Genomic DNA, 24,207 nt, shown 5'->3' with positions numbered 1-24,207 from the left:
GTCGGGCCGGTGTCGGGGGATATCGGTCGCGTGTCGGGGGCGTGTCGGCGGACCGGCGCAAAGTTCCTGGCATGACGAACGATGTGATGGTCGAGGCGACGGGCCTCGTCAAGCACTTCGGCCAGACGAAGGCCCTGCAGGGCGTCGACCTGGTCATTCCGCGCGGGACCGTGCACGGCGTGCTCGGTCCCAACGGCGCCGGCAAGACCACTGCCGTGCGCATCCTGTCCACGCTGATCCGCCCCGACGGCGGCAGCGCCCGCATCGCCGGGTTCGACGTGGTCCACCAGGCCGAGAAGGTGCGGGCCTCGATCGGGCTGACCGGGCAGTACGCCTCGGTCGACGAGGACCTCACCGGCCGGCAGAACCTGGTGCTCTTCGGCAGCCTGCTCGACCTGGGCCGCAAGGGCGCCCGGGCCCGCGCCGCCGAGCTGCTGGCCTGGTTCGACCTGACCGACGCGGCCGACCGCCCGGCCAAGACCTACTCCGGGGGCATGCGCCGCCGCCTCGACCTGGCCGCGAGCCTGGTCGGCCGGCCCGACGTGATCTTCCTCGACGAGCCGACCACCGGCCTCGACCCGGCCAAGCGCGAGGGCATGTGGGACGTGGTCCGCACGCTGGTCCGCGAGGGGTCCACGGTGCTGCTGACCACGCAGTACCTGGAGGAGGCCGAGGCCCTGGCCGACGAGATCACGGTCATCGACCACGGCCGGGTCATCGCCAACGACACCCCGGAGCGGCTCAAGCGGATCGTCGGCGGCCAGACCCTGGAGGTCCGCCCGTCCGACGAGCGCGACCTGCCCCGCGCGGCCGAGATCCTCACCATGGTCTCCTCCGGCGCCGCGGCCGACCAGATCCGCGCCGGCGTCCTGGCCGTGCCCGTCTCCGGCGACGCCGCGATGGCCGAGGCCGTCGCCAAGCTCACCGCCGAGGGCATCGCCGTCACCGAGCTCTCCCTGCACCTGCCCTCGCTCGACGAGGTCTTCTTCTCGCTCACGTCCAAGCCCGTGGAGGTCCCGGCATGACCACGCTCACCAGCACGCTCAGCACCGTCCGCCCCGCCCCGAAGCCGTTCAAGCTGATCCGGCACTCCCTGGAACTCACCAAGCGCAGCCTGATCAAGACCATGCGCACGCCCGAGCAGCTGATCGACGTCACCATCCAGCCCGCCCTGTTCATGATCATCTTCGTGTACATCTTCGGCGGCGCGATCTCCGGCTCCACCCACGACTACCTGCAGTTCGTGATGCCGGGCATCCTCGCCCAGACGATCGCCATGGGCGCCATCTCGATCGGCGTGAACCTCAACACCGACATCGAGAAGGGCATCTTCGACCGGTTCCGGTCGCTGCCCATCCCCAGGGCCGCACCCCTGATCGGCGCGGTGCTCGGCGACGTGGTCCGCTACGTCCTGGTCACCGTCTCGACCTTCGCGTTCGCCTACATCCTGGGCTTCCGGATCGGCTCCGACCCGCTGCACGCGGTCGCCGGCGCGCTGCTCGCGGTGGTGTTCGGCCTGTCGCTGTCCTGGGCGCCGGTGCTCATCGGCATGCTGGCCCGCACCTCCGGCGCCGTGCAGGGCATCTGCTTCCTGATCGTGCTGCCGCTGACCTTCGCCTCCAACGTGTTCGTCGGCACCGGGACGCTGCCCAGCTGGATGCAGGGCTTCGTGCGCAACAACCCGCTCACCCACCTGGTCGAGGCGATGCGCGGGCTGTTCCTGGGCACCCCCGGCTATGGCGTGCACGTGTGGTGGACGCTGGGCTGGTCGGCGGCGCTCGTCGCGATCTTCATGCCGCTGGCGCTGCGGGCCTACCGCCGCAAGGTCTGAAGATGCCCGCCGGACAGTGCGCGGATGCGGTCGTTGACCTCGGTCATCGGCCGCGTCCGCCATTCGCCGGGCTCCGGTCCCAAGGGCGCTTCGGGTGTACGGTCCAGTGCCCGGTCCAGCACCGCATCCCCGCCGAGCTCGAACAACTGCGCCGGGTAGGCCGAGCACCGCACGCCCAGCGCCCACAGCTCCCGCGCCCCGTCCACGTCGCCCAGATGCGCCGCCAGCGCGGCCACGCCCAGCGCCCACACGCCCATCGACGGCACGTCCTGGGTGCTCAGCGCGTCCTCGCGAACCCGGTCGAGGTGCCCCGCGGCCCGCTCGGCCCCGTCCCGGCCGTGGGCCCGCAGGGTGAACGCGGCCGCGGCGACGCTGAACGCCACCCGGGCCTGCGGCACCGGCAGGTCGATGGCCTCGGCGATCGCGGCCGAGCGCTCGGCGTAGGCGACCGCGTCCCGCGCCCGGCCGCGCAGCCAGGCGTGCTGGGCCAGCCCGAGGTTCGCCTGGGCGGGGTCCATCACCTGCATCCCGGCCGCCGGCAGCGGCGGCTGCATCCGGGCCACCTCGGCCAGCCGCTCGGCCGCCGCGTCGTCGCCCTGCTGGGCCAGCTGGGCGTCGAGCAGGACCCGGATCGAGCCCGCGTCGTCGGCCGCACCGAGCAGCTCCATGTGCCCGGCCCCGCGCCGCAGCCAGTCCGCGCTGTCCGGGCCGCCCTGCGAGCCGATCATCTGGGCCGCCATCGCCATGCCCCAGTGGTCCCCGGCCGCCTCGAAGGCCCGGTAGGCCCGCTCGGCGTCGGCGGTGCGCTCCTCCGGCCCGCGGATCTCGCCCCGGTTCTCGCGGATCACGCCGCGCAGGAACAGCCCGAAGCCCTGCCCGTACGGGTCCGGCTGGGCGATGAGCATCCCGGCCGCCACGAGCGCCTCGTCCATGTGCTGGTCGCCGAGCGCGGGCAGCATCTGCGCGAGCGCCGCCGCGCGCGGTGAGACCCGCCCGGAGAGCCCGGCCGCGGTGATCCGGGCGAGCGTCCGCCGCGCGACCACGAACACCCGGTGCGCGTCGACCGCGAACGCGTTGAGCCCGCCCAGCAGGCACAGCCAGGTGAGCCGGTCCGGGTCGGCCGTCTCCACCAGCCGGTACTGCCCGCGGGCCACCGGATCGTCGACGTGCAGCAGCGCCGTGGCCCACGGGTTCGCCTCGCCGTGCAGGCCGCGCACCGTCCACAGGTGGAACAGCGGCACCGCGATGTCGACCGCCGCCGGCTCGTCCCGCCCGATGGCCCGGCGCAGCGCCGCCACCAGGTTGTCCTGCTCGGCGCCGCAGCGGGCGAACGCGGCCAGCTGCCCGGGCCCGATGAACTCGGCGTGCAGGCGCACCGCCTCGGCCCGGGCCCAGGCGACGAGGCCGTCCATCGCCGCATCCCGCCCGCCGGACGCCGCCAGCCGCGCCTCGCCGTACTCGCGGACCGTCTCCAGCATCCGGTACCGGTGGCCGTCCTCCAGCACCAGCAGCGACTGCTCGACCAGCGCGGCGAGCCGCACCGCGAGACCGGTCTCGGTCTGCCCGGACACCCCGGCGGCGGCGCTCCGGCCGTTCTCCGTCTGCCCGGACACTGCCGCGGCGACGTCGCGGGTGAACGGGGCCGGGATCACCGCGAGGCGTTCCAGCAGCTCGCGCTCCCGGGGGCCGAGCAGCTCGCGGGACCAGTCGACCATCGCCCACAGGCTCGCATGCCGGTCGGGCAGGCCGCGCAGGGCGTCGTCGAGCAGCCCGAACCGGTCGTCCAGCCCGGCCAGCACGTCCTCGATCGGCATGTGCCGCAGCCGGGCCGCCGCCAGCTCCAGCGCGAGCGGCAGGTTGTCCAAACGGCGGCACAGCTCGGTTGTACCGCCGGTGCCCGCCGCCATCACCGCCCCGCCCGCCTGGGCGCGGGCGGTGAGCAGCGCGACCGCGGCGTCGTCGTCGAGCGTGGGGAGGCGGTGGACGAGCTCGCCGTACACGCCGAGCGGGGCGCGGCTGGTGGCCAGCACGGCGACGTCGGGCGCGGCCTCGAGCAGTTCGGCGACGGCCTGCGCGGCCCCGGCCAGCACGTGCTCGCAGTTGTCGAGGACCAGGAGCCCGGACAGCTCGGCCAGCCGCTCGGCCGTCGTCGGGATCTCGGGCGCCCCGAGCGGCGGCTCGGACACCGCCAGCACCGCGGGGAGCACCTCGGCGTCGGCGCGCACGCCGGCCAGCTCGACGACGTGCACCGGCCCGCCGGCGTCCGCGGCCCGCCGGGCGACCTCGGCCGCGATCCGGGTCTTGCCGGCCCCGCCGACGGCCACCACGGTGACGAGCGGCCCCTCGCCGAGCGCCCGCTGGATGGTGGCCAGGTCGCGGTCCCGCCCGACCATCGCGGTGGTGGCCCGCCGCCACGCCGGCGGCAGCGGCTTCTTGCGCCGCGGCGCCGCCTGCTGCTGGTGCTGCGGCGGCGGGGCCAGCTCGCCGCGCAGGACGGCCAGGTGCGCGTCGGCGACGACCGGGGAGGGATCCGTGCCGTACTGCTCGGCCAGCGTCTCCCGCAGCCGCTCGGCCACGGCGAGCGCCTCGGCCTGCCGCCCGGCCCCGGCGAGCAGCCGCATCAGCAGCGCCGCGGACGGCTCGTGCGGCGGGATGCGCTCGACCAGCGCCCGCAGGTCGGCCTCGAGGTCCGCGAGGCCGGCGCCGGCCTCGGCCCGCGCGGCGGTGACGTCGGCGAACAGCGTGGCGGTGGCGTCGTCGCCGAGGTCGGGGGACTTGGGGAACAGCTCGCGGGCCTCGGCGGCGGCCGCGGCGTCCTTCGTGCGGCGGGCGGCTTCGAGGCGGGCTCTGGCCAGTACCGTATCCGGCTCCACGTCCTCGGCGGCCACCTTGTAGCCGCCCGGCACCGCGGCCACCGGCAGCCCGAGCTTGCGGGCGCGTGCGATCAGCGCGTGGACGGCCCCGGCCGCGTCCTCCGGGGGAGCGCCGCCCCACACCGCCTCGGCCAGCGCGGCCGGGGTGACGGTGCGGCCGCGGGCGTCGACGAGCGCGCGGACGACGGCGGCGAGCCGCTCACCGCGCACCGGACGGCCGTCGAGGGCCAGCTCGCCCAGGGTGGTGATCCGCACCGGGCAAGCATGCCACCTGCCGTGGTTCGTCAGTGGGTGGCGGTCTGCTGTGTGTCGTCGAGCAGCGCGTACATCAGGGTCCCCAGCACCAGCAGGGTGCCGGCGAACACGGCCCACCCGAGCGCCAGCCCCGCGATCACCACGACGAGACACTGGAACACCATGGCGATGAACGCCATCCGCCGGGCGTGCCGGTCCCGGGCCGCCGCCGCGGCGAGGCCGGCGGCGAGGACGACCAGGAGCACGGCCAGTACCACGCCGAGGATCTTCAGAGCGACCTGCGCCATGGACGGATCGGCCCCGCCCAGCGACATCGAGTAGGCGTCGATCACCCCACCGAGCGCGAACAGCGTGACCCCGATGAGCAGCCCTTCCAGCAGGATCCCCACGGCCGCGACGAGCAGCACCAGCGTTCGCATCCGGTCAAGTTACTCTCCGGTAGGCCCGTTTGTCACCGGATCGCCGCGGGCGATTCGGCATCCGCCACGAGCACGCTCGTCGATCCGCTGCCGTCGGCGTTCGCGCGCCACACATCGGCGTGATCTCCGGCGCGATTGCTGTCGCGGGGCAGCGCGTACATGACGGTCCGGTCGTCCAGCCACGCGATCTGGTCGTCGACCGACCGTGTCTCGGCCAGCACCGTCGGGTGGAGCGTGGCCAGGTCGAGCACGGCCGGCCGCCAGCCCTTCACCGGGTCGCCGTCCACCGCCTGCTTGAACGCGATCCGCGTACCGTCGGGCGACAGCGACGGACACTCGACGTTCTCGGCGAGGGTGCGCACGGTGCGGGCGGTGAAGTCGCCCTGCACGAGGTACCGATGCCCGGCGGTTGACATCGTGGCGTAGAACGTGCGGTCGTCCTTGGCCACGGTGACGCCCCAGTAGTTGACGTCGGCCGCCTGGTACGGCTTCCCGTCCCGGGTGAGCGCATAGGTCTCCAGCGTGTCGGCGAGCACGTCCCCCGACTCGGCGTCGAGCACCCCGACGCGCGTGGAGAACTGCCCGCCGTTGTACGAGTCCCCGGTCACGAACGCCGTCCACGTCACGACCCGCCCGTCGTCGGAGACCCGGGCCCGGTTCGGCACCCCGACCATCGGATAGGCGTCGCGCTCCTTGAGATTCCGGTCCAGGATCGCGATCTGGTACGTGCTGAGCGGCCCGTCCGGCCGCAGGCAGATCCCCGTCCCCGCGGCCGCGTACACGCGATTGCAGCTGACGCCGGAAACCTTGCGCTGCCCGGTCTTCGGGTCCACGAGCGCGACGTGCCCCATCGAGCCGTCGGCGGTACTGCGCACCAGGATCTGCCCGGGGCCGGTGATGTCGACCTGCTCGGCCGCCGCCGCCTCGGCATCGTTGCGATGCGCCGCTTCGTGGATGTAGACCCCGGCCCCGCCGGCGAGCAGGGCGGCAACGATCGACGTCGACAAGATCTTACGCATGTTTTGTCGTACCTCTGAGGAGAATGGTGGCTACGAGGAGGAGGGCGGCGAGGGCGACGACGGAGGCGGCGAGGAGCGCCGGCCCGGCCCCCCAGAGTTGCCAGGCCAGCCCGAACAGCACCGAGGAGCCGAGATATGCCAGCGACTGCCCACTCTGCACCAGCGCGATCCCGGTGGTCTTCAACGCCGCGGGCAACAGCGGCCCGGCCACGGCCATCAGGACCCCGTCGGTGGCCGCATAGAACGTCCCGTACAGCCCCACCGTGACCCACAGCGCGGGCGTGCCGCTGAGCCCGGCGCCGAGCAGCAGGTACACGAGGATGAGCGCCCCGAACCCGCCGAGGTAGACCTTGGCCCGACCGACCCGATCGGCAAGCTGCCCCAACGGCACCGCGAGGAGGAGATAGGCGAGATTCGTCCCGACCGCGAGCAGCGGAAACCACCCGGCGGCCACGTCATGCTGGCGCTGCAGCACCAGATACACGAACCCGTCGCCGATGGTGGCCAGCCCCATGACCGTGGCGGCGAGCACGACGAGCCGGAAGTCCCGCCGCTGCAACAGCGCGGCAGCCGCCCGGACCGACACACCCTTCGCCGGCTTCCCGTTCCCGCCTACACGCTCATTGCCGTTCACGCCGCTGTCGTCATGCCCGCTGGTGGCCCGCGCCTGGTCCCCGGTGTGCGTCTCGTCGGCGGCGCGGGTTCCGTCGCCGTTGAGCGAGCGGTCGGCGGCCCGCACCGAGACACCCTTCGCCGGTTTCCCGTTCCCGCCTACGTTTCCGTCTGCATTCCCGCTGCTGTCGTCGTGCCCGCTGGTGGCTCGCGCCCGGTCGCCGGCGTGCCTGTCGGCGGCGGATCGAGTCCCGTCGCCGCCCGGCGTGCGGTCGACGTCCTGGAGGTGGTGGTTCTTGCTCGGTGAGTGATCGTCGGTCCAGCCGCGCGCTGCGACCGAGCCCGGGTCGATGATCGCGGTGGCGTGGTCGTTGCGCGGGCCGTTGCCGCCGCGGTCGTCGTGAGCATCGCGCGGGATCGGGTCGCCGTCGCGCGGGCCCACGACGGCGCCGGTCGGCGGCGGTGACGGCGGTGACGGCGGAGCGGCGAACAGGCAGGCGCCCGCGTGCTCGGCGTGGCCGGCGGCGTGCGGCCCCGCGGCGCACGGCGGCGTCCCGTCGACGGGTGGCCTCCCGGCGGCTGCGCTGAACCCCGGCGCGGTGGTCGCCGCAGGGCGGTGCGCGGTGACCGTCCCGTGCTGGTCCGTGGCGACGGTCGCGGCTCGGCTCGCGGTGGTTGCTGCGTGCTGCTCCGCGGTGGTGGCCGCGGATCGGTCGGCGGTGGTCGCCCCGTGCTGGTGCGTGGTGGAGGCGACGGTCGCGGTTCGGCTCGCGGTGGTTGCTGCGTGCTGCTCCGCGGTGGTGGCCGCGGATCGGTCGGCGGTGGTCGCCCCGTGCTGGTGCGTGGTGGAGGCGACGGTCGCGGTGCGGCTCGCGGTGGTCTCCGCGGCGCCCGCGGCCCGGTGTTCATCGCCGCCTCGGTCGCCCTGGGCCTCGCGTGGTGGCGACTGCCCGTCCGACGGGGTGGGCGCGAGCCAAGCCGGGCCGCGGTGGTCCGGGACGAACGTGGCCAGGACGAACACGCCCAGGGCGGCCACGCAGAAGCTGGTCACGAAGACCGCGTCGAACGACTGGGCCGACGCGCCCAGCACCGCCACCGCGGCCAGCGGGCCCAAGAACGCGCCCACGCTGTCCATCGCGCGGTGCACGCCGAAGGCGCGGCCCAGGCGGTCCGGCGGCGTGGACAGCGTGATGAGCGCGTCGCGCGGGGCGGTGCGCAGGCCCTTGCCCGCGCGGTCGGCGACGATCACGCCGCTGAGCAGCGGGACCGACGAGCCCGCGGCGAGCAGGCCCAGTTTGGCCACGGCCGAGATGCCGTAGCCCGCCAGCGCGACGACCTTGCGGCGGCGGATGCGGTCGGCGAGGTAGCCGCCGGCCACGCGCAGCAGGGCGGTCGCGCCCGTGTACAGGCCGTCGACCACGCCGTAGCCGAGCGGGCCGAGGTGCAGGCCCAGCATGAGGTACAGCGGGAGGATCGCGGTCACCATCTCCGACGAGATGTCGGTGATCAGGCTCACCGTGCCGAGGGCGAGCACCGTGACGGCGATGCGGGACCTGCGGGAGCCCGCCGCCGCCGGACCGGTGGCCGGTTTGTCCACTGTGGACAGGTACACGCTGGCCTCTCAGAAGGGGGTGCGGGCGCCCCGTGCGGCAGGGCGCCCGCGGCGGATCAGTTCCAGACGTCCGTGATCGGGGAGAGGGAGGCCGCGCCGTTGATGCCGGGGAGGCCGTACGCGCCCTCGATCGTGCGCAGGACGTTGTAGTGGTTGATCTTCTCGGGGTACGAGCCGGTCTTGACGTGCGCGCCGACGAAGACCGTGAAGATCTGGTTCAGGGCGAGGCGGTTGTCCTCGTCGAACGTGACGATCAGCAGGCTGTTGTGCGTCTTGGCCCACTGCGCGTACGCGTCGAGCTTGCTCTTCAGCCAGCTGTCGCCGGTGCCCACCGAGCAGTCGTGCATGTCGTTGCACATGTTCGGCGTGACGAAGGCGACCGTCGGCAGGGAGGCGTAGTTCGACGACGACGGGAAGCTCGCGTACGTCAGGTTCGACGCCGCGGGCACGCTGGAGAAGTCGACCCAGCTGTTGTGCTTGCGCTGGTACGTGCCGCTCGAGCAGCCGGTGTACCCGTTGGACGGCATCGACTCCGAGTAGCCCTTGAACGACAGGCCGGCGCCCGACAGCTGGGACTGCAGGTTGGTGCCGGTGAAGTTCTTCGGGCAGTCGTCGTTGCTCACGCCCTGGGTGGAGCCCGAGAACAGCGCGATGTAGTTCGGCTGGCTCGGGTGCGTGATCGCGTACGACTTGGTGAACTTCGCACCCTGGCTCGCCAGGGAGTTGAAGTACGGGGCCGAGCTGGAGCCGCTGATCTGGGAGTACGCCTTGTTCTCGAACATCACCAGGACGATGTGGTCGAAGCGCGGGACGCTCGTGGCGGCCTCGGCCTGCGACGCCGCGGCGGTGAGGCCGGTGGCGACGAGGGCGGTGGTCGCCAGCGCGAACACCACCCGACGAATCGACATGTGCTGATTCCCCCTTCATGGGCAGGGATGACGCCACATCGTGTATATCGACAAATACAAGATCATGGTTGTTTGTCTTCCGGGAGGCGTGCGCGCGGTGAACTTCCGGGGCGCGTGACGGCCCTGGTTACGGCCCGAACTGCCGTGACGTGCGCGTACTTTTGCCGCCCCGACGCGGGACTTCGCGGCATGTGAAAAGGAACCGCGCCGCGCCGCGCGTCAGGTGCGCACGGCGAGGTTCCACAGCCGGACCGCGCCGTCCGCGCCCGCCGAGGTCAGAATTCCGCCGTCCGGCGTGAAGGCAAGCGCGTGCACCGCCCCGTCGTGCCCGTCCAGCGTGTGCAGGTGCGCCCCGGTCGAGGCGTCCCACAGCCGGATCGTCGAGTCGAGCCCCGCACTGGCCAGCAGCGTCCCCGCGGGGTCGAACGTCACCGAGGTCACCGGCTCGGTGTGCCCCGCGAGGACGAGACCGGCGGAGCCGTCCCAGAGCCGGACGGTACCGTCGGCGCCGGCACTTGCCAGCAGCGAGCCCGTGAACGCCACGCCCAGGACCGCGCCCCGGTGGCCGCGCAACGGCGTGACGGACTGGTGCTGCAGCATGACCCGGCCCCCGTCGTCGCCGGTGGCCAGGGCGGCGCCGTCGCGGCTGAAGGCGACCGCGTGCAGCGCCGGGCCCTCGCCGACCAGGGAGACGCGGCCGTCGATGAGGTCGAAGAGGCGCAGCACGCCGTCGAGGCCGGCGGCGGCCAGCACGCGCCCGGCCGGGTGGAAGGCGAGCGCGGACGGGCCGCCCGCGTCGGCGTCGAAGACGTTGCGGCGGCGGCCCTCGTCGGTGTGCCAGACGCGAACCGCGCGGGCGGGCTTGCGGGGGTGGGCGCCGCCCGAGGCGAGCAGGGTGCCGTCGGGGGAGAAGGCGACCGCGCGGACCGGGCCGTCGTGGTCGGTCAGCGTGTGCCGGACCTGGCCGGTGCCGAGGTCCCAGACCCGGACCTTGCGGTCGTCGCTGCCCGCGGCGACCAGCCGGCCGTCGGGGCTCACGGCGATCGCGTTGACCGGGGAGGCGCCGCGCACGATGCCGCCGGGCGAGAACGTGCGCAACAGCGCGGGCTTGAGCCGCGGGCGGGCGGCGGTCGGCGGCGCGAGGGCCGGGCCGGGGCGGGTCGCCGGGCGCACGGCGCCGCACGCGACGGCGACGTCGGGGTGCTCGGCGGTGAGCGGTTCGAGGCGCAGCGCGCGGTACACCATCCCGGCCACCAGCGGCATGCGCGTCACGCCGCCGGCCAGGAAGACCCCGGCGATGTCCTGCGGGGAGATGAAGGCCTCGCGCAGCACGGCCAAGGTGCCTTCGACGGTACGGTCCACAAGTGCCGCCGCCGCCATCTCGAACTCGTCGCGGTGCAGCGTGACGGGGCCGGCGAACGGGATGTACAGCTCGGCCGTCGGCGAGTCGCTGAGCCGCTCGCGGGCCACCCGGGCCTCGTGCCACAGCCGCAGCCGGGCCGCCGCCTCCTCCGGGATGCGCGGGCGGTCCAGCCGGTCCCAGGCCTCGACCGGGCCGGTGCGGGTGCGGGCCAGCCGGACGACGGCCGCGTCGAGGTCGAGGCCGCCCGCGTCGAGCAGCCCGCCCGCGGCGGCGATGGTGAACCCGTCGGCGGCCTGGCGGACCACGGTGACGTCGAACGTGCCGGCGCCGAGGTCGTAGACGACGAGGCAGCCGCCGTCGGGGACGCGGTGGCCGAGGATCGCGGTGCAGTACCGGGCGGCGGCGATCGGCTCCGGCACCAGCTCGGGCTCGCCGAGGCCGGCCAGGCGGGCCCCGTCGGCCAGGACCCGGCGGCGGTCGGGGCGCCACGCGGCCGGGTGGGTCAGGGTCAGCGGGCCGTCGTAGCCGGGGGAGACCGCCCCGACGACCCGGGTCAGCAGCGCGGCGACCGGCTCGGGCTCGACCGGGCCGGTCGCGGGCAGGTCGGAGTCGAGCCGGAACGTGCGGACGTTGCCGTCGGGCCCGGCCAGGGCCGCGACGGTCGTGGCGGTCCCGATGTCGATGCCGAGCCGGTGCCCCGCGGAGGTCACCGGCTCAATGTATGGAGGCAGTCCGCCGCCGGGCATCGGCCGCACGTCCGAGTCGGACGATCAACGGATGAACGCCGCGGAAAGGGCGGCGGAGAATGCCGCGATATCCGCATCGGTCGTGTCAAAGGCCGACATGTAGCGCCTTGGCGGCGATCCGGCCCCGAATCGGGCGAGCCGCGGGTCGTCGTGCGGCGGCAGCGTGGCGAACACCGCGTTCGTCTGCACCGGCAGGACGATCTCGGCGCCGGGCACCGCCGTCACCGCCTCGGCGATCCGGTGCCCCATCGCGTTCGCATGGGCCGCATTGGTACGCCACAAGTCTCCCTCGAGCAGCGCCACGAACTGCGCCGCCGTGAACCGGCCCTTGCTCAGCAGCTGCATGGCCTGCTTCTGCAGCAGCCTGCGCGGCCCGGCGAGCTGCGGATCGAGGAAGACCACGGCGTCGGCGGCCAGCGCCCCGTTCTTGGTGCCGCCGAAGGAGATCACGTCGGCGTCCCCGGCCGCCTCGGCCAGGCCGGTGCCGAGCGCGGCGGCCGCGTTGGCCAGCCGGGCCCCGTCGACGTGCAGCCGCAGCCCGTGCGCGTGCGCCGTGTCGGCCAGGGCGCGGATCTCGGCCACGGAGTACAGGGTGCCCAGCTCGGTGGGCTGGGCGAGCGACACGGCCCGGGGCAGCGGGGAGTGCGGCGGGTCGCCGAACTGGGCGAACGCGGCCACCTGGTCCGGGGTCAGCTTGCCGTCCGGGGTGGGCACGGTGGTGAGCCGCCCGCCGAGGAACCGCTCCGGGGCCGCGCACTCGTCGGACACGATGTGGGCGGTGGCCGCGGCGAGCACCGTCTCGTACGGGCGGACCAGCGCGGCCAGCGCGATCACGTTCGCGGCGGTGCCGGTGACGGCCAGGACCGCCTCCGCCCGCTCGCCGAAGTGGGCCCGGAACAGGGCCTCGGCGCGCGCGGTGACCGGGTCGAGCCCGTAGGAGGGCAGGTGCCCGGCGTTGGCCTCGGCGATCGCGGCGAGCACGTCGGGGTGCACGCCGGCCGTGTTGTCGCTGATCAGGAACACGACGCGACGGTACGCCACGGCGAGCCCGGTCGACGGCCCGCCCGCGGTGCGTCAGGATGACGCCCGTGGAGATGGTGCTCAGCGTGCCCGAGACCGTGGTGGCCACCTACGTCGTGGCGACCGACCGGCCGCCCGCCGACCCGGCCGCGGCGGCGAGCGCGGCCGCCGCCCGGATCGAGGGCCCGCTCGGCGAGGCCGTCCGCCGGATGCTCGACGGCCCGCTGATGCAGGTCGGCGTGAGCCCGGTGGCCGACGCCCCGCCGCTGCCGGTCGAGCACCTGCGGATGTTCGGCGGCCCGGCGGAGGCGCTTCGGGCCGTGGTCACCGCGACCCACCTCGTCGTCGTCCAGGCCGCGTTCGGGCCCGGCTGGCCGCCCGCCCACGAGTGGCACGCCCGCGCGGTCGCGGCCGGGATCGCCGCCGACACCGGCGGCGCGCTCGTCGACCTCTACACCCCGCAGGTCCTCGACCCCGCCGCCGCCCTCGCCTCGCTGCCCCGCCCGGACGGGACGTCCGCGCTGAGCGCCTGGGTCCTCGTCCCGCAGTTCGAGGGCGACCGCGGCCTCACGATGATCACCCGCGGGCTGGGCCGGTTCGGGCTGCCGGAGCTGCAGCTGCTCGACGTGCCGCCGGCGCTGGGCCGGGCCTGGACGAGCGCGCTCACCGGGATCGCCCGGGCGCTGGTGGTGCGCTGGGCCCAGGCGGTCGAGCGGGCGGCCGGTGCGGCGTTCGTGCGCGTCCCGGACGACCTGACCGTCACCGCCGCCGACGCCACCCTCGCGTACGGCAACCCGCCCGGCCCCGGCGCGCAGGCCCGCGCCGCCGTCGTGCGGCTCCGGCTCGACCGTGACGACCCCGGGGCGCCCGAGCCGGACGCGCTGCTGACCGTCGGGCCGCCGGAGGGGTTCGCCTACTCGGCCGGGGAGTTCCTGGCCCGGGTGCCGGCCGAGTTGTTCGGCGTGCAGCCCGGCAACGAGGCGGACGAGGCGGTGGCGACCGCCCGGGCCGGCCTGCCCGCGGCCCGCGAGCGGTTCCTGGCCGGCGAGTTCGGCGTGGAGCGGCACCTCGTGGTCAAGCACCGGCTGACCCGGGGCGAGGCCACCGAGCTGATCTGGTCCACGGTCACCACCTGGCCCGACCCGCGGCGGCTGCACGGGGTGAGCATGTCCGACGCCGAGATCGACCCGGCCGTGCGCACCGGGCGGCCGACCATGGTCCGCGAACCGGAGATCGTGGACTGGGGCGTGTGGAGCGACGGCGCCGGGATCGTCGAGGGCGGCTGGACGAACGCGGTGCCCGCCGGCGAGTGATCTCAGGTCCGGGCTGATCTCAGGTCCGGCCGCGCGGTGCCGAACAGCACTGCGTGGGTCTCGACGGACGGCGGCTGACGACACGCCGCCTGCTGCCGGTCGCCGCCGCGCTCGCCGGGCTGATCGCGGCGTTCCTGGTGATGCAGCTGATCACCACCGGGGCGTTCGAGCGGCTCGAGGCCCGCCAGGTGGCCCAGGACGCGGACCGCATCCGGATCGGCCTGGACAGCCAGGCCCAGCTGCTGCGTGCGTTCGGCGTCACCAACGCGAGCTGGGACAACCTCTTCCACGACGTGCAGGTCTCCGACGCCGACGGCTGGGTCACCGACCTGCCGCCCGGGGCCCAGCAGTCGGTCAACGACCTGGACGGGCTGCTCGGCGTCGGCACCGACGGCTCGCTGCGGGTCGGGGGGATGACCAGCGGCGCCGACGCGTACGGCGAGCCGCCGGCCCAGCTGCGCGACGCCGCCGTCCTCAAGCGGCTCTTCGACCCGGCCGGCAAGGCGGGCGACGCGAACTGCGGGATCGTGTCGGCCGACGCGCCGTACCTGTTCTGCGGGGTCGGCATCTTCCCCAACACCGGCGAGGGCAGCCCGGCCGGCGGCATGATCATGCTCAAGCGCCTCGACGCGGACCGGGTCGCCCGCCTGGCCGCCGCGATCGACCTGCCGCTGGCCCTGGCGAGCGGGGCCCGCGCCGGGGCCGAGGCCCAGCCGCAGCTGGAGAGTCAGCTCGGTACCGTCGCGATCGCCACCGCCGTCACGGGTGCCCGGCACATCGCCATGGACGCGACGATCGCCACCGTGAACGGCGGCCGGGTGGTGCTCGAGGTGGTCGCCGCCCGCCCGATCCACGCCGCCGCCAGCAGCACCGCGGTGAAGCTGTTCGCGTTCGTGGCCGCGGTCACCCTGGTGCTCGTGGTGGTCGTGCTGTGGCTGCTGCGGGCCTCGCTGCGGCGGCGGGTCGGGCCTTTGCGGCGTACCACGGCGGAGATCATCAGCTCGGGCGACCGGGCGCTGCGGGTGCGGCCCACCGGCAGCGACGACATCGCCGAGCTGGGCCGGGCCATCGACGCCATGCTCGACGCGATGCACGAGCAGGAGCTCAGGCTGCAGCACGAGCGGGCCGCGAAGGAATCGCAGCTGACGACCACGAACGTGCGCCAGCAGCTGGCCGAGCAGACCGTGCGGCGGCGGGCCGGCGAGGTCATCGACGACACCTCCGGGGCCGTCCTGTCCGAGCTGCGCAACGTCATGCTCCAGGCCGACGCGGTGATGGCCGCCGCCGACGCGATCGAGCAGCAGGCGACCTCGGCCGACCGGGTCACCCGGGGCGTGGTCGACCGCGCGGCCGAGGCCGGCGGGGTCATCGAGGCGGTCACGACCAGCCTCGGCCGGGTCGACGGGATCGCCAACCTGATCGCCGGGGTCGCCGGGCAGACCAACCTGCTCGCGCTGAACGCCACCATCGAGGCGGCCCGGGCCGGGGAGGCGGGGCGCGGCTTCAGCGTCGTGGCCGGCGAGGTGAAGAACCTGGCCTCGAAGACCAAGGACTCCACCACCGAGATCACCGAGACCGTCTCCGCGCTCGGGGCCAACACCACCGCCATGTCCGGCGTGATCACGGACATGAGCCAGGGGGTGAACGCGGTCGGGGACGTCACCGCGACGCTCAGCGATGTCGCGGTACGGCAACGCGCCACCGTCGAGGCGCTCGTCGGCAGCGTCCGCGAGGCGATCGCCCGCATCGAGACCCTGGCCCAGGTCACCGACCGGCTGGAGCGGCGCGGCCACAGCCGGGCGGCGGTGGAGGGCAAGGTCGCGGTGGAGTACCTGGGCCGGCGGATCGAGGGCGACCTGCTCGACCTGTCCGTGAGCGGCCTGCGCTGCGGCTTCCAGGACGGCCTGCGCCCGCCGGTCGGCGCCGAGCTGGGCCTGACCCTGCGCCTGGGCGCCGACGAGGTGCGGGTGCGCGGCCGGGCGGTCCGCCACATCGAGGCCGAGGAGGGCGACGAGCTCGGCGTGCAGTTCGCCGACCCCGACCCGGCGGCGGTGGCGCGGATCGGCGCGTACATCGAGACGCTGATCGGCCCCGGCGCCGCCTGAAATCCTGCACACGGCCTGCAACCCGATTCCATTGACCGGGCTCGCTGACCGGTCCTACCGTGTCCCTGGGGAAAGCGCATTCCTGGGGAGGTTCTCATGCGCCGCAGATCCGTCCTGTTCGCCTGCGCGCTGGCCGGCGTCGCGGGCGCCACCGCACGGCCCGCCTACGCCTGGCCCGGCCCTTATCTGACCGTGGCCGCCGACGGCAGCGGCGACGTGACCAGCATCCAGGCCGCCGTCGACCTGGTGCCCTCCGGCAACGCGGGCCCCTTCACCCTGAAGATCCAGCCCGGGCAGTACCGGGGCCAGGTGGTGATCCCGGCCGACAAGCCCTTCATCGTGTTCCGCGGCCAGGGCCCCGACCCGACGGCCGTGGTCATCAGCGACGACCGCGCCAACGGCACCCTGAAACCGGACGGCACGCCCTGGGGCACCTCGGGCAGCGCGTCGGTCACCATCTCGGGCAGCGACTTCAGCGCCCGCAACCTGACCTTCGCCAACACCTTCGACGAGGCCGCCCACCCGGAGATCGCCAACCGCCAGGCCGTCGCCGTGCTGACGAGGGCCGACCGGATCGTCTTCGACAACTGCCGCTTCCTCGGCAACCAGGACACGCTGTACCTCAACAGCCCCGACGCCGCCACCGTCAGCCGCGTGTACCTGCGCAAGTGTTACATCGAGGGCGACGTCGACTTCATCTTCGGCCGCGCCACCGCCGTGCTCGACCGCTGCACCGTGCACTCGCTGACCCGCGGCTCGGCCACGAACAACGGCTACGTGACCGCGGCGAGCACGTCGCTGTCCAACCCGTACGGCTTCCTGCTCAGCGAGTGCCGCCTGACCTCCGACGCCCCGCCCGGCACGGTGTTCCTCGGCCGCCCCTGGCACCCGAGCAACGACCCCGCCGCCGTCGCCGAGGTGACGATCCGCGACTCGGTCCTCGGCGCCCACCTCGCCGCCGCCCCGTGGACCGACTTCGGCACCTGGCCCTGGCGCGACGCCCGCTACGCCGAGTACCACAACCGCGGCCCCGGCGCCGCCGTCACCACCGACCGCCCGCAGCTGACCGCCGCGCAGGCGGCCACCCGGACGATCGCCGCGTACCTCAGCGGGACGGACGCCTGGAACCCCGTCCGCTGACCCCCTACCGTGTCCGCGTGAGCGAACGCGAGCGCGACGGGTACCTGCTGTCCACCGACCCCGCCGACGTGGACCGGGCGCTCGTGCACCGCTGGCTGTCGCAGGACACGTACTGGGCGGCCGGCCGCGCGTTCGACACCGTCTCCCGCTCGATCGACGCCTCCGTCCCCTACACCGTTCACTGCGACGGCCGCCAGGTCGCCTTCGCCCGCGCCATCACCGACCGCGCGACCTTCGCCTGGATCTGCGACGTGTACGTCGAGCCCGCCCACCGCGGCCGCGGGCTCGGCGTCTGGCTCATCGACAGCATCGTGGCCGACTGCACCCGGGCCGGCATCCCGCGCCTGCTGCTGTCGACCCGCGACGCCCACGAGGTGTACTCCCGCGCCGGCTTCGCACCCCTGAACGGCCCGCAGCGCTTCATGGAGATCGACCGCCGGTTTGCGACCGGCACGGCCGGGTAGCGCCGCTCGGTGTCTCTGGTACTGATCGCCGGCCTCGGCGACGTGGGTGGGGCCGTCCTCCGTGACCTGCGGGCGGCCGGGGTGCCCGTGCGCGGCATGCTGCACCGCCCGAACCCGGACTTCGACGCGGCGGGCGCCGAACTGGTCGTCGGCGACCTGACCCGCCCGGAAACGGTGGCGGCCGCCCTGGACGGCGTCGACACCATGCTGTTCACGATGCCCGTCTCGCCCGACCACCTCCTGGCCGCGGCCGTCGTGGCCAGCGTGGTCTCGGATCGCGGCGGCCTGCGCGCCCTGGTCGACATCTCCCAGATGACCGTCTCCCAGATGACCCCGACGAGCGTCGGCGAGTCGGACCAGCAGCGGCTGCACTACCTGGCCGAGCGCGTCTTCGACTGGGCGGGCCTGCCGGCGGTACACCTGCGGCCGACGGCGTTCCTGGACAACCCGCTGTACACCACCCTGGCCCGCGCCTCGATCCGCGCCCGGGGCACCCTGGAGCTCCCGTTCGGCGCGGGCCACACGTCCCCGATCGCCGTCACGGACGTGGCCCGCGTGGCCGCCACGGTGCTGCGCGACCCCGCGCCGCACGTGGGCCACGTCTACGAACTGACCGGCCCGCACAGCGTCGACATGCACGAGGCCGCGGCCGAGTACTCGCTGGCCCTGGGCCGCGAGGTGTCCTATGTGGACGTACCGCTGGACCGGTGGGTGCGGGAGGTGCTGCCGAAGGCCGGCCTGCCGCCGCACACCGAGCAGCACGTGGCGACGATGGCGCGGCTGCACCGGGAGAACCGCTACGACCGCCTGACCCACGACGTCGAGAAGGTCACCGGCACCCCGGCGATGTCGATCGAGTCGTACGTGACCGCGCGGCGCGACTTCTTCCTGGGTTAGCCGCCGATCGCCACGGCCACCTCGTGGTGCGCGACCCGCTCGTCCCACCGGCTGAGCACCCGCCGCGCGTCCTCCTCGACGACGGCCAACCCGGGATCGTCCCCGGCAAACCCGCGCACGGCGTCCATGCCGTCGAAGTACGTGATGGACGTGAACAGGATCTCGCCGCCGTCCCGCCCGCGCAGCAGCCGCGCCCCGCGAAACCCGGGCACCTGTTGGAGATGCTCGCCGACCTCGGTCTCGTAGTGCCGCTGATAGGCGTCGGCCGCCCCCTCGTCCGCGGCCCAGCCCCGCCACACCCGTGCGATCATGCTCTGCCTCCGGGGCTCAGATCGAGCGCATGCACCAGACGGCCTTGCCGTCCGCTGTTGGTCTGGTGCCCCAGCGGTCGCACAGCGAGGCCACCAGCTGCAGGCCGCGCCCGTGCTCGTCGTCCGGGGTCGGGCGTTGCTTGCGTGGCAAGTAGGGCGCCGTGTCGTGCAGTTCCAGCACCACGTGGGTCTGCGTCCGGCGCAGCCGCAGCTGGATCGGCGGCCGTCCGTGCAGGACCGCGTTCGCGGCCAGTTCGCTCACGATCAGCACCAGGTCGTCCACGATGCGCGTGGGGGCGTTCCAGCGGCGCAACGTCGTGTCCACCAGGCGCCGGGCGTCCCGTACCGCGCGTTCGTGCGCCGGGATGTGCCGGATCACCGACTGCTCCTCGCCCGGCTCGCCCACCACCCGCGTCATCAGCAGCGTGATGTCGTCGTCGGGGCCGTCCGGGAGGAGCTGCGCCACCAGCCGGTCCGGGGCGTCCGCCAGCGGGCCCGTCAGGTCGCCGACCAGGGCGGCCAGCGCGAAGATCCCGCTGTCCAGGTCGCGGTCGCGGTGTTCGACCAGGCCGTCGGTGTACAGCGTCAGCAGCGCCCCCACCGGCAGCTCGACCCGCTCTTCGGTGAGGGTCAGCGGGCCCGTGCCCAGCGGCGGCCCTGAGGACGTCAGCGGACGGGGTGCGGCGCCCGGCAGGAGGAGCAGCGGCGGCAGGTGGCCGGCGTTGGCGTACGTCAGGCTGCGCTCGCCCGGGTCGTAGACGGCGTAGACGCAGGTGACGATCTGGTCCTCGCTCAGGTCGCGCACGACGCCGTCGAGGTACTCCAGGACGTCGGCCGGGGGCAGGTCCAGGCGGGCATAGGCGCGGACGGCCGCGCGGAGCTGGCCCATCACCGCCGCCGCCGGGACGCCGCGGCCCATCACGTCGCCCATCACCAGGGCGGTGCGGTCGGCGCCGAGTTCGATGACGTCGTACCAGTCGCCGCCGACCTGGGTGCCGGCCACGCCTGGGCGGTAGTAGGCGGCCAGCTCCAGGTGTTCCGGGTTCAGCGTCACCGGCGGGAGGAGGCTGCGCTGGAGCTGGTCGGCGATGCGGTGCTCGCGGGCCGCGGCCTCCTGGGCGGCGGCCGCCGTGGCCACGGCCTGTTCGGCGCGGCGCTGCTCGGTGATGTCCTGGTTGGCGCCGCGCAGGCGGAGGGGGTTTCCGGTGGCGTCGCGCTCCAGCTCGCCGATGGTGCGGAAGACGCGGACGGTGCCGTCGGCCATCTGCACGCGGGACTCGTAGTCCAGCGGGGCGCCCTCGACGGCGGCGTCGATGGCCTCGTCGACGCGGCGGCGGTCGTCGGGGTGGACGCGGCTGTTGATCAGCTGCCGGCCGTGGTCGTCGAGCAGCTGCTCCTGGGTGACCGCGAACTGGCGCAGGAACTCGTCGGAGCCGCGGATGTCGCCGGTGGCCAGGTCCAGTTCCCAGGAGCCGACCGAGGCGAGGCGCTGGGCCTGGTCCAGCAGTTCGCGGTTGCGTTGGAGTTCGTCTCTGGTACGGCGAATGCGGTCGTACTCCAGGTTCGCCCGCACCCGGGCCCGCAGCTCCCGCGGGCTGAACGGCTTCACGAGATAGTCGTCGGCGCCGGCGTCCAGTCCCTCGACGGTCGCCTCGTCGCCGGCCCGGGCGGACAGCACGATGACCGGCAGGTGCCTGGGGCCGCCCGCGCGCACGGCGCCGATGAGCCCGAAGCCGTCGAGGTTGGGCATCATGACGTCGGTCAGCACCAGGTCCGGCGGGTCGGCGCGCAGCAGCCGCAGGGCCTGCACGCCGTCGGCGGCCTCCAGCACCTGGTAGTCGGCGGCCAGGATGCGCCGCACGTAGGCGCGCATGTCCTCGTTGTCGTCGACCACCAGCACGCGCGGCGCGGCCGGGTCGGGGCCGGGGGCCGGGGTGGTCGCGGGGGCGCCGACCCAGCGTTCGACCTCCGCGACGTAGGCGCGCACGTGCGGTACCGGAGAATCCTGAGGAGGCAGCAGGGGACCGGCGCCGTTGGGGATGCGCACCGTGAAGGTGGACCCCTCGCCGGGGGCGCTGCGCACGGCGACCGCCCCGTCGTGCAGGCCCGCGAGGTCGGCCACCATGGCCAGGCCGATCCCGGACCCCTCGTGGCTGCGGGCCTTGGCGCCCTGGACGCGGTGGAAGCGGTCGAAGAGCCGGGCCTGGTCGGCGGGGTCGATGCCGGTGCCGGTGTCGGTGACGGTCAGCTCGACGGCGTCGTCGCCGGACGGGGCCAGGCGGACGGTGATCGCGCCGGTGAACGTGAACTTCAGCGCGTTGGAGAGCAGGTTGACCACGATCTTGGCCCACATGTCGCGGTCGGCCCAGACCGTGTGGGGCAGCGGCGGGCAGTCGATCTCCAGGCGCAGGCCGGCCCGCTCGGCCGCCGGGGCGAACATGCCGGCCAGCTCGGCGGTGAGCCGGGGCAGGTCGAGCGCCTCGCGGTGCGGCTCCAGGCGCCCGGACTCCAGCTGGGAGAAGTCCAGCAGCGCGTTGACCAGCTTGAGCATCCGCTCGGCGTTGCGCCGGACCACCTCGACGCGGCCGCGCTGGGCGGTCGGCAGCGGCTCGGCCTGGTCGGCCAGGGCGTCCTCGGCCGGGCCGAGCAGCAGGGTGAGCGGGGTGCGGAACTCGTGGCTGACGTTGGTGAAGAACGCGGTCTTGGCCCGGTCGAGCTCGGCGAGGCCGTCGGCGCGGTCGCGCTCGGCCGTGAACGCGCGGGCGGTGCCGAGGCGGGCCGCGATCTGGCCGGCCACGAGGTCGACGAAGCCGGCGTACGCGGCGTCGAAGGGCCGGTACCGGTTGAGCCCCGCGACCAGGAACCCGAACGGCAGCGGCACGATCCGGGCGTCGGTCGGCGGCTCGTCCCAGGCGCCGCTGGGCAGCCCGCCGAGCCCGCCGACGGTCAGCGGGCCCGCCTCCGGCACGGGCCAGAAGGCCGGGTCGGCGCAGGGGTGGCCGGCGGGCACGCCCGTCGAGGCGGCCTGCCTGGAGAGATCGTCGTGGAGGTACAACAGCGTGAAGGGCAGGTCGTCGGGGCGTCCGGCGAGGCTCGCCTCGATCGCCGCCAGCTGCCCGGGTTCGTCGCGGGCGGCGTCCAGGCCGGCCCCGAGGTCACGCAGCGTGGCCATCCGCCGCTCGGCGATGATCCGGTCGGTGTCCTCGGTGACCACGCACAGCATCCCGGCCACGGTGCCGTCGTCGTCGGCCAGGGGGCTGTAGGAGAAGGTGTGGTACGTCTCCTCGGTGAACCCGCTGCGCCCGAGGAACAGCCGCAGCCCCTCGTCCCAGGTGGCCTGGCCGGTCTCGAGGACCTGGCGGATGCGCGGCCCGGCCTCGTCCCACGCCTCGGCCCAGACCTCGCGGGCGGGGCGGCCCAGCGCCCACGGGTACTTCTTGCCCAGCGTGTCGCGCCGGTAGGCGTCGTTGCACAGGAAGGTGAGCTCCGGCCCCCACGCCATCCACATGGCGAAGCGGGAGTCGAGCATGATGCGCACGGCCGAGCTCAGGCTCTGCGGCCACGACTCGGGCGGGCCGAGCGGGGTCGCCGCCCAGTCGACCGCCGCCAGGTCGCGGCTGACCTCCGTGTCGCCCATCCGCTCCAGCTTATTCCGGCCGGTGCTTTTTCCGCACCGCGGTGGCATCGTTGCTGGACATGACAGTGTTGTCGTACGCCGTCGGAGCCGCCGCCGGTCCGATGCTGGGCGAGACCATCGGCGCCAACCTCGATCGCACCGCCGCCCGGGTGCCCGGCGCCGACGCGCTCGTGGACGTGCCGACCGGCCGGCGCTGGACGTACCGCGAGTTCCTGGCCGAGGTCGAGGGCGTGGCCCGGGGACTGCTGGCCCGCGGGGTGGCCAAGGGGGACCGGGTCGGGATCTGGGCCCCGAACTGTCCCGAGTGGACGATCCTGCAGTACGCCACGGCCAAGATCGGCGCGATCCTGGTGAACATCAACCCGGCGTACCGGACGCATGAGCTGGCCTTCGTGCTCGAACAGTCCGGGGTGGGCCTGCTGGTCTCGGCCGAGCGCCTGAAGACCTCCGACTACCGGGCGATGGTCGCCTCCGTCCGCCCCGACCTGGCCGACGTGATCTTCATCGGCACGCCCTCGTGGGACGCGCTCAGCCGCGACCAGGCTTCGGAGGCGGCGTTGCGGGAGCGCGAGGCCACGCTCGCGTTCGACGACCCGATCAACATCCAGTACACCTCGGGGACGACGGGCTTCCCCAAAGGTGCGGTTCTCAGCCACCACAACATCCTGAACAACGGCTACTTCGTGGCGGAGACGCAGGGCTGGACCGAGGCCGACCGGGTCTGCCTGCCGGTGCCGTTCTACCACTGCTTCGGCATGGTCATGGGCAATCTGGGCGCGACCACCCACGGGGCCTGCATGGTCATCCCGGCGCGCGCGTTCGATCCTTCCGAAACCCTGGCCGCGGTACAGCATGAGCGTTGCACGGTCCTCTACGGCGTGCCCACGATGTTCATCGCGGAGCTCGCCCTGCCCGGCTTCGCCTCCTACGACGTGTCGACGCTGCGCACCGGGGTGATGGCCGGCTCGCCGTGCCCGGTGCACGTCATGAAGCGGGTCATCGCCGACATGGGCATGACCGAGGTGACGATCTGCTACGGGATGACCGAGACGTCGCCGGTGTCGACCCAGACCGCCCGCGACGACGACCTCGAACGCCGGGTCTCGACCGTCGGCCGGGTCGGGCCGCACCTCGAGGTCAAGATCATCGACCCGCAGACCGGCCTCCTGGTGCCGCGGGGCGAGGCGGGGGAGCTGTGCACGCGGGGGTACAGCGTGATGCTCGGCTACTGGCGCCAGCCCGATGCCACCGCCGAGGCCGTCGACGCCGCCCGCTGGATGCACACGGGCGACCTGGCGACGATGGACGACGACGGGTACGTCACCATCGTCGGGCGGATCAAGGACCTGGTGATCCGGGGCGGCGAGAACGTGTACCCGCGCGAGGTCGAGGAGTTCCTCTACACCCACCCGGACATCGTCGACGTGCAGGTGATCGGGGTGCCGGACGAGCGCTACGGCGAGGAGCTCATGGCCTGGGTGCGGCTGCGCGACGGGGCGGAGCCGCTGACCGCCGGGGCCGTCCGCGAGTTCTGCGCCGGGCGGCTCGCGCACTACAAGATCCCGCGGTACCTCAAGATCGTCGACGAGTTCCCGATGACCGTGACCGGCAAGGTGCGCAAGGTCGAGATGCGCGAGGTGTCGGCCCGGGAGCTCGGCCTTACGATGGACGACTCGTGACGC

General features: G+C 74.0%; 17 protein-coding genes. 8 read left to right on the top strand and 9 right to left on the bottom strand.

Features of this window, described 5'->3' with window-relative positions; translation table 11 throughout:
- Positions 1-71 precede the first annotated feature (71 nt).
- Together ACQPZ4_RS32940 and ACQPZ4_RS32935 are read left to right on the top strand one after the other, a co-directional pair.
- Entirely contained in the window at positions 72-1,025 is a 954-nt protein-coding gene (locus tag ACQPZ4_RS32940; RefSeq protein ID WP_433044246.1) for an ATP-binding cassette domain-containing protein, read from the top strand.
- Positions 1,022-1,831 (top strand): ABC transporter permease, encoded by an 810-nt coding sequence (locus ACQPZ4_RS32935; RefSeq protein ID WP_433044243.1) that lies wholly within the window; start codon positions 1,022-1,024, stop codon positions 1,829-1,831. The genes ACQPZ4_RS32940 and ACQPZ4_RS32935 overlap by 4 nt, the downstream gene beginning before the upstream one ends.
- Here the strand turns inward: ACQPZ4_RS32935 and ACQPZ4_RS32930 are convergent.
- The 7 genes from ACQPZ4_RS32930 to ACQPZ4_RS32900 all read right to left on the bottom strand — a co-directional run bounded on the left by ACQPZ4_RS32930 (position 1,813) and on the right by ACQPZ4_RS32900 (position 12,661).
- Positions 1,813-4,959 (bottom strand): AfsR/SARP family transcriptional regulator, encoded by a 3,147-nt coding sequence (locus tag ACQPZ4_RS32930; protein WP_433044240.1) that lies wholly within the window; start codon positions 4,957-4,959, stop codon positions 1,813-1,815. The two genes, ACQPZ4_RS32935 and ACQPZ4_RS32930, sit on opposite strands and share 19 nt — an antisense overlap.
- A gap of 29 nt (positions 4,960-4,988) precedes the next feature.
- A complete protein-coding gene (locus ACQPZ4_RS32925; RefSeq protein WP_433044237.1) occupies positions 4,989-5,378 on the bottom strand; it encodes a hypothetical protein in 390 nt (129 codons plus the stop codon).
- 32 nt (positions 5,379-5,410) lie between these two features.
- Entirely contained in the window at positions 5,411-6,397 is a 987-nt protein-coding gene (locus ACQPZ4_RS32920; RefSeq protein WP_433044234.1) for a hypothetical protein, read from the bottom strand.
- Positions 6,390-8,621 (bottom strand): MFS transporter, encoded by a 2,232-nt coding sequence (locus ACQPZ4_RS32915; RefSeq protein WP_433044231.1) that lies wholly within the window; start codon positions 8,619-8,621, stop codon positions 6,390-6,392. The genes ACQPZ4_RS32920 and ACQPZ4_RS32915 overlap by 8 nt, the downstream gene beginning before the upstream one ends.
- 56 nt (positions 8,622-8,677) lie before the next feature.
- Positions 8,678-9,529 (bottom strand): alkaline phosphatase family protein, encoded by an 852-nt coding sequence (locus ACQPZ4_RS32910; protein WP_433044228.1) that lies wholly within the window; start codon positions 9,527-9,529, stop codon positions 8,678-8,680.
- A gap of 219 nt (positions 9,530-9,748) precedes the next feature.
- The gene (locus tag ACQPZ4_RS32905) at positions 9,749-11,602 is read right to left on the bottom strand and encodes an Hsp70 family protein (protein WP_433044225.1); all 1,854 of its coding nucleotides are present in this window, start codon (positions 11,600-11,602) and stop codon (positions 9,749-9,751) included.
- Between the two features lie 60 nt (positions 11,603-11,662).
- Positions 11,663-12,661: a threonine aldolase family protein gene (locus ACQPZ4_RS32900; protein WP_433044222.1), complete on the bottom strand. Its 999-nt coding sequence runs from the start codon at positions 12,659-12,661 to the stop codon at positions 11,663-11,665.
- A 65-nt stretch (positions 12,662-12,726) separates the two neighbouring features.
- Here ACQPZ4_RS32900 and ACQPZ4_RS32895 point away from each other — a divergent pair, with 65 nt between their 5' ends.
- The 5 genes from ACQPZ4_RS32895 (at position 12,727) to ACQPZ4_RS32875 (ending at position 18,577) form a co-directional block, all read left to right on the top strand.
- Positions 12,727-13,971, top strand: coding sequence for a DUF2314 domain-containing protein (locus ACQPZ4_RS32895; protein WP_433044219.1), 1,245 nt, complete (start codon positions 12,727-12,729; stop codon positions 13,969-13,971).
- Positions 13,972-14,024: 53 nt separating this feature from the next.
- Entirely contained in the window at positions 14,025-16,076 is a 2,052-nt protein-coding gene (locus ACQPZ4_RS32890; protein WP_433044216.1) for a methyl-accepting chemotaxis protein, read from the top strand.
- Positions 16,077-16,172: 96 nt separating this feature from the next.
- Positions 16,173-17,216 carry a pectinesterase family protein gene (locus ACQPZ4_RS32885; protein ID WP_433044213.1) on the top strand — a complete coding sequence of 348 codons (1,044 nt, stop codon included), beginning with the start codon at positions 16,173-16,175 and terminating at the stop codon, positions 17,214-17,216.
- Between the two features lie 17 nt (positions 17,217-17,233).
- Positions 17,234-17,680 (top strand): GNAT family N-acetyltransferase, encoded by a 447-nt coding sequence (locus ACQPZ4_RS32880; protein ID WP_433044210.1) that lies wholly within the window; start codon positions 17,234-17,236, stop codon positions 17,678-17,680.
- Between the two features lie 9 nt (positions 17,681-17,689).
- Entirely contained in the window at positions 17,690-18,577 is an 888-nt protein-coding gene (locus ACQPZ4_RS32875) for an NAD(P)H-binding protein (RefSeq protein ID WP_433044207.1), read from the top strand.
- Here ACQPZ4_RS32875 and ACQPZ4_RS32870 read toward each other — a convergent pair.
- On the bottom strand, positions 18,574-18,888 hold the full coding sequence (locus ACQPZ4_RS32870) for an antibiotic biosynthesis monooxygenase family protein (RefSeq protein ID WP_433044204.1): 315 nt from the start codon (positions 18,886-18,888) through the stop codon (positions 18,574-18,576). The two genes, ACQPZ4_RS32875 and ACQPZ4_RS32870, sit on opposite strands and share 4 nt — an antisense overlap.
- A 16-nt stretch (positions 18,889-18,904) precedes the next feature.
- Complete coding sequence (locus tag ACQPZ4_RS32865) at positions 18,905-22,525, bottom strand: SpoIIE family protein phosphatase (protein ID WP_433044201.1); 3,621 nt, start codon at positions 22,523-22,525, stop codon at positions 18,905-18,907.
- A gap of 59 nt (positions 22,526-22,584) precedes the next feature.
- On the opposite strand from ACQPZ4_RS32865, the gene ACQPZ4_RS32860 reads away from it, so the two are divergent.
- A complete protein-coding gene (locus ACQPZ4_RS32860; protein WP_433044198.1) occupies positions 22,585-24,204 on the top strand; it encodes an AMP-binding protein in 1,620 nt (539 codons plus the stop codon).
- Positions 24,205-24,207 lie beyond the last annotated feature (3 nt).

The sequence above is a fragment of the Dactylosporangium sp. CS-033363 genome (assembly GCF_050942475.1).
Taxonomy (GTDB): Bacteria; Actinomycetota; Actinomycetes; order Mycobacteriales; family Micromonosporaceae; genus Dactylosporangium.
This window is presented reverse-complemented; position numbering and strand designations above follow the sequence as displayed.

Coding starts and splice junctions, on each gene's coding strand:
- ACQPZ4_RS32865 (WP_433044201.1), bottom strand. CDS start 22,525: ATGGGCGACACGGAGGTCAGCCGCGACCTGGCGGCGGTCGACTGGGCG.
- ACQPZ4_RS32885 (WP_433044213.1), top strand. CDS start 16,173: ATGCGCCGCAGATCCGTCCTGTTCGCCTGCGCGCTGGCCGGCGTCGCG.
- ACQPZ4_RS32925 (WP_433044237.1), bottom strand. CDS start 5,378: ATGCGAACGCTGGTGCTGCTCGTCGCGGCCGTGGGGATCCTGCTGGAA.
- ACQPZ4_RS32940 (WP_433044246.1), top strand. CDS start 72: ATGACGAACGATGTGATGGTCGAGGCGACGGGCCTCGTCAAGCACTTC.
- ACQPZ4_RS32860 (WP_433044198.1), top strand. CDS start 22,585: ATGACAGTGTTGTCGTACGCCGTCGGAGCCGCCGCCGGTCCGATGCTG.
- ACQPZ4_RS32870 (WP_433044204.1), bottom strand. CDS start 18,888: ATGATCGCACGGGTGTGGCGGGGCTGGGCCGCGGACGAGGGGGCGGCC.
- ACQPZ4_RS32935 (WP_433044243.1), top strand. CDS start 1,022: ATGACCACGCTCACCAGCACGCTCAGCACCGTCCGCCCCGCCCCGAAG.
- ACQPZ4_RS32910 (WP_433044228.1), bottom strand. CDS start 9,529: ATGTCGATTCGTCGGGTGGTGTTCGCGCTGGCGACCACCGCCCTCGTC.
- ACQPZ4_RS32920 (WP_433044234.1), bottom strand. CDS start 6,397: ATGCGTAAGATCTTGTCGACGTCGATCGTTGCCGCCCTGCTCGCCGGC.